General features: G+C 71.0%; 11 protein-coding genes and 1 pseudogene. 8 read left to right on the top strand and 4 right to left on the bottom strand.

All coding sequences use genetic code 11. The features are described from left to right. The first annotated feature begins 48 nt into the window (after positions 1-48). The 7 genes from AB0J02_RS20555 (at position 49) to AB0J02_RS20525 (ending at position 7,821) form a co-directional block, all read left to right on the top strand. On the top strand, positions 49-1,020 hold the full coding sequence (locus AB0J02_RS20555) for an ABC transporter substrate-binding protein (RefSeq protein WP_363195130.1): 972 nt from the start codon (positions 49-51) through the stop codon (positions 1,018-1,020). Positions 1,021-1,088: 68 nt separating this feature from the next. Further along, positions 1,089-2,168 (top strand): LLM class flavin-dependent oxidoreductase, encoded by a 1,080-nt coding sequence (locus AB0J02_RS20550; RefSeq protein ID WP_363195129.1) that lies wholly within the window; start codon positions 1,089-1,091, stop codon positions 2,166-2,168. Then, positions 2,165-3,478, top strand: a complete 1,314-nt coding sequence (locus tag AB0J02_RS20545) for an LLM class flavin-dependent oxidoreductase (protein ID WP_363195128.1) — start codon at positions 2,165-2,167, stop codon at positions 3,476-3,478. The genes AB0J02_RS20550 and AB0J02_RS20545 overlap by 4 nt, the downstream gene beginning before the upstream one ends. Further along, complete coding sequence (locus AB0J02_RS20540; RefSeq protein ID WP_363195127.1) at positions 3,475-4,251, top strand: DUF1684 domain-containing protein; 777 nt, start codon at positions 3,475-3,477, stop codon at positions 4,249-4,251. The genes AB0J02_RS20545 and AB0J02_RS20540 overlap by 4 nt, the downstream gene beginning before the upstream one ends. Positions 4,252-4,495: 244 nt before the next feature. Beyond that, on the top strand, positions 4,496-5,401 hold the full coding sequence (locus AB0J02_RS20535) for a S1 family peptidase (protein WP_363195126.1): 906 nt from the start codon (positions 4,496-4,498) through the stop codon (positions 5,399-5,401). A gap of 191 nt (positions 5,402-5,592) precedes the next feature. After that, positions 5,593-6,471: a slipin family protein gene (locus AB0J02_RS20530; RefSeq protein WP_363195125.1), complete on the top strand. Its 879-nt coding sequence runs from the start codon at positions 5,593-5,595 to the stop codon at positions 6,469-6,471. Between the two features lie 267 nt (positions 6,472-6,738). Further along, the gene (locus AB0J02_RS20525) at positions 6,739-7,821 is read left to right on the top strand and encodes a S1 family peptidase (RefSeq protein WP_363195124.1); all 1,083 of its coding nucleotides are present in this window, start codon (positions 6,739-6,741) and stop codon (positions 7,819-7,821) included. Between the two features lie 232 nt (positions 7,822-8,053). Here the strand turns inward: AB0J02_RS20525 and AB0J02_RS20520 are convergent, their stop codons facing one another. Next, positions 8,054-8,305 carry a hypothetical protein gene (locus tag AB0J02_RS20520; protein ID WP_363195123.1) on the bottom strand — a complete coding sequence of 84 codons (252 nt, stop codon included), beginning with the start codon at positions 8,303-8,305 and terminating at the stop codon, positions 8,054-8,056. A gap of 80 nt (positions 8,306-8,385) precedes the next feature. Here AB0J02_RS20520 and AB0J02_RS20515 point away from each other — a divergent pair. Then, positions 8,386-9,197, top strand: a pseudogene (locus AB0J02_RS20515) (iron-containing alcohol dehydrogenase); the annotation flags it as partial. A 28-nt stretch (positions 9,198-9,225) separates the two neighbouring features. On the opposite strand, the gene AB0J02_RS20510 reads toward AB0J02_RS20515, so the two are convergent. The 3 genes from AB0J02_RS20510 to AB0J02_RS20500 form a co-directional block, all read right to left on the bottom strand. Then, entirely contained in the window at positions 9,226-9,804 is a 579-nt protein-coding gene (locus AB0J02_RS20510; RefSeq protein WP_363195122.1) for an AAA family ATPase, read from the bottom strand. Between the two features lie 621 nt (positions 9,805-10,425). Beyond that, positions 10,426-11,079: an acetate uptake transporter gene (locus AB0J02_RS20505; RefSeq protein WP_363195121.1), complete on the bottom strand. Its 654-nt coding sequence runs from the start codon at positions 11,077-11,079 to the stop codon at positions 10,426-10,428. Next, positions 11,076-12,140 (bottom strand): DUF3533 domain-containing protein, encoded by a 1,065-nt coding sequence (locus AB0J02_RS20500; RefSeq protein WP_363195120.1) that lies wholly within the window; start codon positions 12,138-12,140, stop codon positions 11,076-11,078. The genes AB0J02_RS20505 and AB0J02_RS20500 overlap by 4 nt, the downstream gene beginning before the upstream one ends. Positions 12,141-12,209 lie beyond the last annotated feature (69 nt).

Genomic DNA, 12,209 nt, shown 5'->3' with positions numbered 1-12,209 from the left:
TCCCCCCCCTCAACTCACTTACGCAGCACCCTCTTTAGGAGTACGCCCATGCTGTCCCGTCGCACCCTCGCCGCCTCCGTCGCCGCGCTCGCCGTCGCCCCGCTGCTCGCCGCCTGCGGAGGTGACAGTGACGCCTCCACGAGCAGCGGCAGCGGCGGCACCAAGAAGGTCGGCAACATCAACATCGGCCCCGACCAGAACCGCATCCGCGGCAAGAAGGTCGACAAGATCGCGGCCCTGGTGCCCGCGGCGATCCGCAAGCGCGGCACGCTGCGGCTCGGCGGCAGTGCCGACGCCTCGCCACCGCTCGGTTTCTTCGCCACCGACGACAAGACCCGGATCGGCTCCGAACTCGACATCGCCACGCTCGTCGCCGACACCCTCGGTCTCAAGCCCCAGCAGGAGCAGGTGAGTTGGGAGAACCTCTTCGTCGGACTCGACAGCGGGAAGTTCGACGCGGTGTTCTCCAACGTGACGGTCACCGAGGAGCGCAAGGAGAAGTACGACTTCGCGACGTACCGGCTCGACAACATCGCGTTCGAGGCGAAGAAGGGCACGAGCTGGCGGGTGAAGGGACCCAAGGACGTCGCGGGCAGGACCATCGCCGTCTCCTCCGGCACCAACCAGGAGAAGATCCTCGTGGACTGGAGCAAGGAGAACGAGAAGGCAGGCCGGAAGCCCGTCACCATCAAGTACTTCCAGAAGGACACGGACTACTACCTGGCGCTCCAGTCCGGCCGCATCGACGCCTACCTCGGCCCGAACCCGTCCGCCGCCTACCACGTGGCGTCCGCCGGACAGTCCCAGATCATCGGCACCGTCTCGGGCGGCGGCGACCTGGTGCAGGGCAAGATCGCGGCGACCACGAGGAAGGACAGCGGGCTCGTCGACGCCTACGCCGCCGCCCTGGACCACGTGATCGAGGACGGGTCGTACGGGCGGGTGCTGAAGCGCTGGGACCTGTCGAGCGAGGCCGTGCCGAAGTCCGAGATCAACCCCAAGGGCCTGCCCAAGCCGTAGGCCCAGCGGGTCGCCGCGCCCCCGCGTGCTCGCCAACCCGACTGTCCTGCCGAAAGGTTCACCCACCCATGACCAGTAAACCCGGCCGGGGCCTGCCGCATCTCGCCGCGGCCGTCGACCTGCCCGGCACGTACGACGCCGAGCCCTACCTCCAGCTCGCCCGGCTCGCCGAACACGGCGCCCTCGACTTCGTCACGCTCCACGACAGCTTCGGCACGGCGGGCCCCGACAGCCTCTCCGTGCTGTCCAGGATCGCCCCGCGGACCTCCCGGGTCGGGCTCGTGCCGACCGTCACCACCACCCACACCGAGCCCTTCCACGTGCAGGCCGCCGTCGCCACGCTCGACTGGGCGAGCCGCGGCCGGGCCGGCTGGCGCCCCGACGTCTCGCTCGGCGACGACGAGGCACGCCTCTTCGGGCGCAGGCACGCTGCCGCGCCCGCCGACCTGTGGCAGGAGGCCGGCGAGGTCGTCGACGCGGCACGCCGGTTGTGGGACAGCTGGGAGGACGACGCCGAGATCAGGGACGTCGCCACGGGACGGTTCGTCGACCGCGGCAAGCTGCACCACGTCGACTTCGAGGGGCGTACGTTCTCCGTGCGCGGCCCGTCCATCGTGCCGCGCCCGCCGCAGGGCAACCCCGTCGTCGTGGTCGACGCCACCCAGCCGTACGCGTACGACGTCGCGGCCCGGCACGCGGACGTCGCCCTCGTCGGCGTCGCGGATCCCGCCCAACTGGCCGACGTGCGGGCCGGTTTGCGGCGCAGGGCCGTCGAGCACGGCCGCGACCCCGAGGCGCTGCGCGTCCTCGCCGCCCTGCGGATCGACCTCGGCGGCGGCGAGCACGCCGCCCAGCCGGGGCACGGCGGCGGCCCGCTGCCCACCGAGGACGGTCCGCTGTACCGCGGCGGCCCCGTGGACCTCGCCGAACTCATCACCGACTGGCACCGCTCCGGCGCCGCCGACGGCTTCCACCTGACGCCGCTCGACCCGCGCCGCGACCTGGAGCGCCTGGTCAACGGGACCGTGCCACTGCTCCAGCACCGCGCGCTGTTCCGCACGTTCTACCCGGGCAGCACGCTCAGGGAGCACCTGGGGCTCGCCCGGCCCGCCAACCGGTTCGCAGCCCTCGCGGGGGACCCGGCATGACCTCGACCCGTACCGCACGCAAGCAGATCCATCTCGCCGCGCACTTCCCCGGCGTCAACAACACGACCGTCTGGGCCGACCCCCGGTCGAAGTCCCAGATCGACTTCACCTCGTTCGAACACCTCGCCCGCACCGCCGAACGCGGTCTCTTCGACTTCTTCTTCCTCGCCGAGGGGCTGCGGCTGCGCGAGCACAAGGGCCGCATCCACGACCTCGACGTGGTCGGGCGGCCCGAGTCGCTCACCGTCCTGAACGCGCTCGCCGCCGTCACCGACCGGCTCGGGCTCGCCGCCACGGTCAACGCGACCTTCAACGAGCCGTACGAGATCGCCCGCCGCTTCGCCTCCCTCGACCACCTCAGCGGCGGCCGCGCGGCCTGGAACGTGGTGACCTCCTCGGACGCCTTCACCGGCGAGAACTTCCGCCGCGGCGGCTACCTCGACCGCGCGGACCGCTACACCCGGGCCGCCGAATTCGTAGAGCTGACAAGGGAGTTGTGGGACGCGGGCACCGAGCGCCCGTTCCGGCACGACGGGCAGCACTTCACCGTCGAAGGGGAGTTCACCGTCCCGCGCCCGCCGCAGGGCCACCCCGTCGTCATCCAGGCGGGGGACTCCGACGAGGGCCGGGAGTTCGCCGCGTCCGCCGCCGACGTCATCTTCACCCGGCACGGCACCCTGGAAGCCGGACAGGTCTTCTACGCCGACGTGAAGGCGCGGCTCGCGAGGTACAGGCGCGAGCCCGACGACCTCAAGATCATGCCGGGCGTGACGGTCGTGCTCGGCGACACGGCCGCCGAAGCACAGGAGAAGGCGTCGGAGATCCGCCGCCGACAGGTCTCGCCGCAGAACGCGATCCTCGCCCTGGAACAGATCTGGGGCGTCGACCTGTCCTCGTACGACCCGGACGGTCCGCTGCCCGACTTCGACCCGGTCGTCGACTCCGGCCTGACCCAGGGGCGCACGCACCGCGGCGACGTGCTCACCCTCGCCGAGAAGTGGCGCACCCTGTCCCACGCCAAGGGGCTGTCCATCCGGCAGACCGTGATCGAGGCGAGCAGCCGGCAGTCGTTCATCGGGACGCCCGACGCGGTCGCCGCCGAACTCGACGCGTTCGTCCAGGGCGACGCCGCCGACGGATTCATCCTCGTACCGCATCTGACCCCCGGCGGGCTCGACGACTTCGTCGACGACGTCGTGCCGCTGCTCCAGGAGCGCGGCGCGTTCCGCACGGAATACGAGGGCACCACGCTCCGCTCCCATCTGGGACTGCGCACGCCCGCACCGCACCACGAAAGGACCCCGGCATGAGTGACGCCGCCGACCTCTGGAAGCAGTGGCACGAGGAGCGGACCGCCGCCGTCTCCGCGCCCTACGGCCCGCTCTCCCTCGCCGGCACGCACTGGCTCGACGACCATCCGGAGGGCCGACTTCCGGCCATCCCCGGACAGTGGCGCGCGGACGGCGACGCGCTCGTCCTCACCGCGAGCGCGGCCGACGGGCTCGCCGTGGAAGGACAGCAGGTCGACGGGGAGGTACGGGTCGCCGCCGACGCCACCGTGACGCTCGGCGAGCGGCACCTTGTCGCCATCGCGCGCGAAGGCCTGTGGGCCGTACGGGACTTCGACCCGGCCGCGCCCACCCGCAGGGCCTTCCAGGGAATCGACATCACCCCTTACGACCCGCGCTGGTCGGTCGAGGGACGCTTCACGCCGTACGAGAGCGCGCGCGAGATCCGCGTCGGGAACGCCGACGGCAAGGAGCGCGGGCTGGGGCTCGCCGGCGAGCTGACCTTCACGCTCGCCGGCCGGCGGCACACCCTGCGGGTGGCGCGGCAGGGCGACGGCCGGCTGTGGGCCGTTTTCGCCGACGCCACCAGCGGGACCAGCACCTTCCGGTTCCGCTTCCTGTATCCGCAGGCGCCCGACGAACAGGGCGGGACCACCGTCGACCTCAACCGCGCGGTGCTCCCCAATTGCGCCTTCGCCGACCACTTCATCTGCCCCTTCCCGCCCCCGGGCAACACGCTCGCCGTCGCGGTCGAGGCCGGGGAACGGAACCTGACGGCCCCGAATTCCGTCTGACCTGAGGAGCCGAGCCCCGACGGCGTACGGACCGTACGAGAGAAGCCGTCGGGGCAGGCCGCCGTGCATGGCCGAAGTCCGAAAGGCGCTCTTGCGGCGATCAGTTGACTCGTCGAATACTCCCGGACAGCGCTTGTCAGGGGCACGGCGTGTTCGGAATCCGGGCTTTCGCCGTGCCACCTGGCTGCGCCTCACGGGCCCCAACCCCACGTGGGCCCCCGACTTCCCTCGGGAGGAACGAGCAGTGAGGATCAAGCGCACCACCCCTCGCAGTGGCATAGCGAGACGGACCCGGCTGATCGCCGCGGGTACCGGCTTCCTTGCCGCGGCCGCTTTCGCCGCACCCTCGGCGCACGCCGCCGAAACCCCCCAGGCCTTCAGCGCCGCCGAACTCACCCAGACCAGTGATGCGGTGCGTGGCGCCGACATCGCCGGTACGGCGTGGGCCGTCGACGCGAAGACCAAACAGGTCGTCGTGACCGTGGACTCCACGGTCTCGCAGGCCGAGATCAACAAGATCGAGAAGGAGGCCGGAGCCACCGCGGGAGCGCTCAAGATCGAGCGCACGGCCGGCACCTTCAAGAAGCTGATCTCGGGCGGCGACGCCATCTATGCGAGTAGCTGGCGCTGCTCGCTGGGCTTCAACGTCCAGGACAACAGCGGGAACTACTACTTCCTGACCGCCGGGCACTGCACCGACGGCGCGGGCACCTGGTGGTCCAACTCGGGTCACACGACGACCCTGGGCACCACCTCGGGGTCCAGCTTCCCGGGCAACGACTACGGCATCGTGCGATACACCAACAGCTCGGTGGCCAAGTCCGGCGCGGTCGGCAGCCAGGACATCACGAGCGCGGCCACGCCGTCCGTGGGCACGACCGTCACCCGGCGCGGTTCCACCACCGGCATCCACAGCGGTAGGGTCACCGCACTGAACGCCACCGTCAATTACGGCGGCGGCGACGTCGTGTCCGGTCTCATCCAGACCACCGTGTGCGCCGAGCCCGGCGACTCCGGCGGTCCGCTGTACGGCGGGACGACGGCGTACGGTCTGACGTCCGGCGGCAGCGGCAACTGCACGTCCGGCGGTACGACCTTCTTCCAGCCGGTCACCGAGGCGCTCAGCGCGTACGGGGTGCACGTCTTCTGACCCCGTCGTCCGTGATCCCTCACGTACGATCCTGAACCGCAGCCAGCAGCGGGAGCCCCCGCCGGTCGATCCGACCGGCGGGGGCTTCTCTTGTCGGTCACCGTGGTCCGGCCCTCCCGTTGCTCCCCTGACGGGGCTACCGTCGAAGCAGAGGTCTGTCGCGCCCACTTCGGACCCTGGGGGGCCGTGCGATGGTGGAGGAACTGGTGGCGGCGGGAGTGGCCGTCGTCTGCGCCGGATCGGTGTACGGGATGGCTGCGGCGCGGGTCGTCAGGCAGTACGAGCGGGGGGTGGTCTTCCGCCTCGGCCGCCTCAAACCGGCGGTGCGCGGACCCGGGTTCACGATGATCGTGCCGTTCGTGGACAAGCTCCGCAAGGTCAACATGCAGATCGTGACGATGCCCGTGCCCGCGCAGGACGGCATTACGCGGGACAACGTCACCGTGCGGGTGGACGCCGTCATCTACTTCAAGGTCGTCGACGCCGCCGAGGCCGTGGTGCAGGTGGAGGACTACCGGTTCGCGGTTTCGCAGATGGCGCAGACCTCGCTGCGTTCGATCATCGGCAAGAGCGACCTCGACGATCTGCTGTCGAACCGCGAAAAGCTCAACCAGGGCCTGGAGTTGATGATCGACAGCCCGGCCATCGGGTGGGGCGTACAGATCGACCGGGTCGAGATCAAGGACGTGTCGCTGCCGGAGACCATGAAGCGGTCGATGGCCCGGCAGGCCGAGGCGGACCGCGAGCGGCGGGCCCGCGTCATCAACGCCGACGCCGAGCTGCAGGCGTCGAAGAAGCTCGCCGAGGCCGCCGGGGTGATGTCCGACCAGCCCGCAGCGCTCCAACTCCGCCTGTTGCAGACGGTGGTGGCGGTCGCCGCCGAGAAGAACTCGACACTCGTCCTGCCGTTCCCCGTGGAGCTCCTGCGGTTCCTGGAGCGGGCCACCCCCGGCGACGCGGGGCGCGCCGCGCAGGCCACCGTCCAGCAGCTGACGGAGCTGGACAGAGAGCCCCGGGGCGGGGTGCCCGGCGCCGCGGAGCCTCCGGCCGTGGACGGGGATGCGCCGTAGCGGCGCTTTCACACCGGCGATTTTCGGACAGGACTAGGCCTTACCCTCAGCCAGCCACTCTGTGCACAGGGTGTTTGCAATGGGAACCGACATGGGCGGGGCGGGGGCACTCAAGTGGTGAGGGGCGCATGGGGGTTCTCGGACGCGCGTCCTGAAGTCGACCTTGTGTGCTCCCTGTGACGGTCGGGATAGTGGGCGCGTCAGCCTCACGGATCCGGCCCACCCCCACATCGGGCCTGTTCCCAACCCCCCACAGGAGGCAGTGAGTTGAAGCACCGACGCATACCCAAGCGGCGCGTTGCCGTGGCCGGAGCGGGCATCGCCGCCCTGGCAGCCGCGGGCATCACCTTCCAGACTGCGAACGCGAGCACCGAGACGCCGAACGCGGCGCCCCGGACCCTCTCCGTCGCGAAGGCCGGAAACCTCGCCTCTGCTCTGACGAAGAACCTCGGCGCGGATACGGCGGGCAGCTACTACGACGCCAAGGCCAAGAACCTCGTCGTCAACGTGCTGAACCAGGACGCCGCGCAGGCCGTCCAGGCGGCCGGAGCCCGGGCCAGAGTCGTGGAGAACTCCCTCTCCGCGCTCAAGAGCGCCCGGACGACCCTCAAGAGCGACGCCACCATCCCGGGTACCTCCTGGGCCACCGACCCCGCGACCAACAAGGTCGTCGTCACCGCCGACCGCACGGTCAAGGGCGCGGCCTGGGACAAGCTGGGCAAGGTCGTCGACGGCCTCGGCTCCAAGGCCGAACTCCAGCGCACGCAGGGTGAGTTCAAGCCCTTCATCGCGGGCGGTGACGCCATCAGCGGTGGGGGCGGTCGCTGCTCCCTCGGCTTCAACGTGGTCAAGGGCGGCCAGCCGTACTTCATCACGGCGGGCCACTGCACCGAGGCGATCTCCAGCTGGTCCGACTCCAGTGGCCAGGAGATCGGCACGAACGAGCAGTCCAGCTTCCCGGACAACGACTTCGGTCTCGTGAAGTACACGGCCGACGTTCCGCACCCCAGCGAGGTGAACCTCTACAACGGTTCCGCGCAGCAGATCACCCAGGCCGGCGACGCGACCGTCGGCCAGAAGGTGACCCGCTCCGGGTCCACCACCCAGGTCCACGACGGCACGGTGACCGGCCTGGACGCCACCGTGAACTACGGCAACGGCGACATCGTCAACGGCCTCATCCAGACCGACGTCTGCGCCGAACCCGGTGACAGCGGCGGTTCCCTCTTCGCCGGTGACACGGCGCTCGGTCTCACCTCCGGCGGCAGCGGCGACTGCACCTCGGGCGGCGAGACGTTCTTCCAGCCGGTACCGGAAGCGCTCTCCACTTTCGGGGCGGAAATCGGCTGACCCGCAGTTTCGCACCCCGCCCCCGCAAAAGCGGGGGCGGGGCTTTTTCGGATATTCTTGTGAAAGCGTTCACAAGCGTTCACAAGCACTCAAGGGGCTAAGGTCCAGCCCTGTTCCGGCAGGTGAGAGCGGGTATCGGGTGATCCTTCGGTACCCCGTCGGGACTTTCTCCCTGTGGGCTGAGGCCCTTTTCCGCCCGCTGAGCCGACCGTATAGGTGTGGAATTTAACCATCAGCGAAAAGGTCGTGGAAAAGGGAGCCTGCCGTGGAAACCGAGGGCAAGGTCGACGAACTGGTCGCGCGTGCGCGGGCGGCGCTCGCCCGGTTCGAGACGTTCGACCAGGAGCAGGTGGACCACATCGTCAAGAAGGCGTCGCTCGCGGCGCTGAGCCACCACGGTGAGCTGGCGAAGGCGGCCGTCGAGGAGACCGGGCGCGGTCTGTTCGAGGACAAGGCGGTCAAGAACCTCTTCGCGTGCGAGCACGTCGTGAACTCGATGCGCGGACTGCGGACGGCCGGTGTCATCGCCCGCGACGAGATCAACGGCATCACCGAGATCGCCGAACGGGCTCCGAGGTCACCCCCTTCGCGGTCATCTCGGACCCGGCCGCCGCCCAGAAGTACCCCCTCGCCGACTACGCGCTCACCCCGGACGTCGCGATCGTCGACCCGATGCTGCCGATGCACCTGCCGCCGGCCGTCACCGCCGACTCCGCATTCGACGCGCTGACCCACGCCACCGAGGCGTACGTCTCCGTCTACGCGAACGACTTCACCGACGGCCAGTGCCTCCAGGCGATCAAGCTCATCTTCGAGAACCTGGAAGCGTGCGTGACGGACGGCGCGAAGAACCCCGGGGCGCGCGCGAAGATGCACAACGCCTCCACCATCGCGGGCATGGCCTTCGCGAACGCCTTCCTCGGACTCGTCCACGCCATGGCGCACACCCTCGGCAACACCTTCCACGTCGCCCACGGCCGCACCAACGCACACTGCTGCTGCCCCACGTCATCCGGCACAACGGCACCGTCACCCACAAGGCCACCCCCTGGCCGAAGGCCGAGACGTACCGGGCCCCCGAGCGGTTCCAGGAGATCGCGCGGATGCTGGGCCTGCCGGCCGCGACCCCGGCGGAGGGCGTGGAGTCGTACGCCAGGGCCGTCGAGGCGCTGCGCGACCGCTGCGGCGTCCCCGCCTCCTTCCAGGCCGAGGGCGTCGACGAGCGGACGTTCATCGAGGCGCTGCCTCAGCAGGCCATGAACGCGTACGCCGACCAGTGCGCGCCCGCCAACCCGCGGATGCCGATGATCGACGACATGCGGCAGCTGATGCGGCAGGCGTACTACGGAAACTCCGAGGGCGTCCCGCAGTTCTGAGCGGTTCCGAGCGGTCGCGGTCCGCGGGTCACCGCTTCGGCCAGTGCCACAGCGGTTCGTCCGGCAGGCCCTCGCGCCCCGCCACCGCCGTCCGGCCGGACTCCTTGACCAGTTCGATGGAGTCGAGGTCGACGCGGTGGCGGGGCGCGCCGCGTTCCAGGGCGTCCGCGAGCGGCCGGGCGTGCGTGACCACGACGACCTGGGAGTTCTTGGCCGCGGCGAGGATCAAGTGGGCCAGCGGGTCCAGGAGTTCGGGGTGCAGGCTGGTCTCCGGCTCGTTCAGGACGAGGAGTTCGGGCGGGCGCGGGGTGAGCAGCGCGGCCGCCCAGAGGAGATAGCGCAGGGTGCCGTCGGAGAGCTCGGCGGGACCCAGCGGGCGCTTCAGACCGCGGGCTGAGCTGGATCTCGAACCGGCCGCCGCTGTCGGCCACCCGGACCCGGCTGCCGGGGAACGCGTCCGCGACGGCCTCGTCGAGCGCCGCGTCGTCGCCGGTCTCCCGGATGGTCTGCAGGGCGGCGGCCAGGTCGGCGCCGTCGGGGGAGAGGACCGGGGTGCGGGTGCCGACGCGCGCCGCGCGGGCGGGCGCCCCGGCGTCGGTGCGTACATGGTCGTAGAACCGCCAGGAACGGATCAGCTCGCGCAGCCGGAGCAGATCCGGGGCGAGCCCGGGGTCGGCGAGCTCGCTCAGCATGCTGTCGTACGGGCGAAGCCCCTGGGTGCGGTGCCAGCTGCCGTCGGCGGCGCGGGTGCGCACCGCGGGGCCCGCGCGGTCGCACAGCAGGGCGGCGGGGCGCAGCACCGGTCCCGCCCAGGTGCACTCCCGCTTGATCTCCGGGTCGAGGGCGAACAGGGAGGGGGCGCCGCCCGGTCCGGCGCCGCTGGAGGAGGGCAGTCCGAAGTCGACGGCGTACCCGAACGCGTCGCCCGCGAAGCCGAGCCGCAGGCCCACCGGGCCGGTGTCGCGCTCGCCCGCCCAGAGCACCGAGGGAAGCCCGCCCTCGTGCGCGAGCGCGGCGACGGCCCCGCCGCGGGCCGCTTCGGCGAGCAGCCGCAGCGAGCGGTACAGGCTGGACTTGCCGGTGCCGTTCGCGCCGGTGATCACGGTGAGGCGGCCGAGCGGGACGATCAGACGGCGCAGGGAGCGGTAGTTCTCGACGGCGAGGGTCGTGAGCACGGAGCCTCCCGGACGGGTCTGCTTCGAGGCGTACTGCGAGATCTCCTACGACGTCACGACTCGACGGGGTCCGGCGGCGCCAGGAAGCGGCCCATCGGCAGTACCGGGCGGCCCCAGGTCGACGCCATGAGCTGGCCGGCGAGCAGATACAGCGCGCCGAGCGTGGCGCCGAGCCCGAACCAGCCCGCGACCCGGTTCCAGCCGACCAGGCCCGTGAAGCCGTTGCACGTCATCGCGACGAAGACGACAAGGACGCAGCTGAAAGTCAGCAGCAGGACCAGGTGGATGCGCCAGCTCGCCAGCCACAGCACGAAGACCACGAACACCCAGGGGAGCGTGAACAGGCCCATCGCGTCGCCGTGCAGCGACGGGTCGAGCGACGGCAGCACCCACAGGAGCATCAGCGCCTTCGCCATCCAGAACAGGCCGAAGCCGCCGAAGACCGTGGCGTGCCAGGTGTCGCCGCGCTGCACCTGGAACAGGCCCGCGAGCAGTTGCGCGAGACCGCCGATGAAGAAGCCGACCACGGGCACGTCGGCAGCCGCCAGTTTCTCGGGGAAGACCCCCGCGTCGATGCCGGTGGCGATCATCGTGACGACGATGAAGCCGGTCAGCCCGAGCGGGCCGAGCTGGGCCTGGGCGGTCGGCTCCATGCGCTTGACGGAGACGGCCTGGGCGGCAGGGCCCGAGCGGTTGAGGAAGCTCACGAGGCCACGCCGACGTGCGTCGACCCGTCCTCCGCCGCCCCGCCGCGCCGAGTACCGCTGCGCCTCTTCTCGCGCAGGCCGGGCAGCAGCAGCGTCACCACGACGCCGACCACCGCCCACGCCGAGAGGACCAGCAGGGACTTCGTGACGGCGTTGCCGTCGAAGTAGGCGATCGAACGGGCCGCCCAGGTGCCCGCGCCCGGCGGCAGCCAGGGCCCGATGGCCTGCCAGAACGGCGGCAGCATCGGCAGCGGGAACGCGCCGCCCGCGCTCGGGTTGCCCGCGACGACGATCAGCAGCACGGCCAGCCCGATGCCGACGATGCCGGTCAGCTCCTCCAGGGCGAGCGTGATCGCGCCGACCGCGAAGGTGACGAGCGCGCCGAGCCCGGCCAGGGCCCAGAAGGAGCCGGGCAGCGCGCCGAGGATCGAGTCGCCGATGATGAGCGAGCCGCCGATGCCGCCGACGATCGAGACGATCGCCATGGTGCCGAGCCGGATCGCCGCGCGCTGCGGGTTCGCGGCCTTGGACCCGGCGCTGATCGACATGATCGAGGCACACAGATACCCGCCGACGCACCAGCCGACGACGAGATAGAAGGACGAGAGACCGTCGAAGTCCTGGGCGGAGGCCGGTGCCACGTCGACCGTCCGCACGGTCCGTCGCTCCGCGCCGTCGACCTTGGTGGCGAGCGTCTCCAGGGCGTTCGCCAGGACGGTGCCGCCGCCGGACGCGACGAGCAGGGTGTCCTTGCCGCCCCGCGGGTCGAGGATCAGCGCGCCGTCGATCTTCCTGTCCATGATCTGCTGCCGCGCCGTCTTCTCGTCGGCGACCACGCGCGGATCCAGCGGGGAGCCCGGCAGTTTCGCCAGCCGCTGCTCGGTCTGCTGGGCGGCGGCCGGAGCCGGGGCCGCGACGCCGAACGGCACGTCCTTCGGCTTCGGATTGTGCAGCGCCCCCACGTACGAAGCGATGAACAACAGCTGCAGGGCGAGTACGCCGATGACGAGCAGCGCGGCGCGGGGAGTGACGGCGTTCCTGAACTCATCGGCGAACTTCATGCCCCCCACGGTCCGGCGGGGGGCCACGTCCCGCAGGCGGGGTGGGCCGAACGAGTACCGCCCACCCAT

It is taken from the genome of Streptomyces sp. NPDC050264, assembly GCF_040655895.1.
Lineage (GTDB): Bacteria > Actinomycetota > Actinomycetes > Streptomycetales > Streptomycetaceae > Streptomyces.
Note: the sequence above shows the minus strand (reverse complement) of the source record. Positions and strands in the feature narration are given on the sequence as shown.

What these genes read in the sequence shown, in the direction of transcription:
- AB0J02_RS20500 (WP_363195120.1), bottom strand. Translation starts at nt 12,140, where the DNA reads ATGAAGTTCGCCGATGAGTTCAGGAACGCCGTCACTCCCCGCGCCGCG.
- AB0J02_RS20510 (WP_363195122.1), bottom strand. Translation starts at nt 9,804, where the DNA reads ATGTACGCACCGACGCCGGGGCGCCCGCCCGCGCGGCGCGCGTCGGCA.
- AB0J02_RS20555 (WP_363195130.1), top strand. Translation starts at nt 49, where the DNA reads ATGCTGTCCCGTCGCACCCTCGCCGCCTCCGTCGCCGCGCTCGCCGTC.
- AB0J02_RS20545 (WP_363195128.1), top strand. Translation starts at nt 2,165, where the DNA reads ATGACCTCGACCCGTACCGCACGCAAGCAGATCCATCTCGCCGCGCAC.
- AB0J02_RS20550 (WP_363195129.1), top strand. Translation starts at nt 1,089, where the DNA reads ATGACCAGTAAACCCGGCCGGGGCCTGCCGCATCTCGCCGCGGCCGTC.
- AB0J02_RS20540 (WP_363195127.1), top strand. Translation starts at nt 3,475, where the DNA reads ATGAGTGACGCCGCCGACCTCTGGAAGCAGTGGCACGAGGAGCGGACC.
- AB0J02_RS20530 (WP_363195125.1), top strand. Translation starts at nt 5,593, where the DNA reads ATGGTGGAGGAACTGGTGGCGGCGGGAGTGGCCGTCGTCTGCGCCGGA.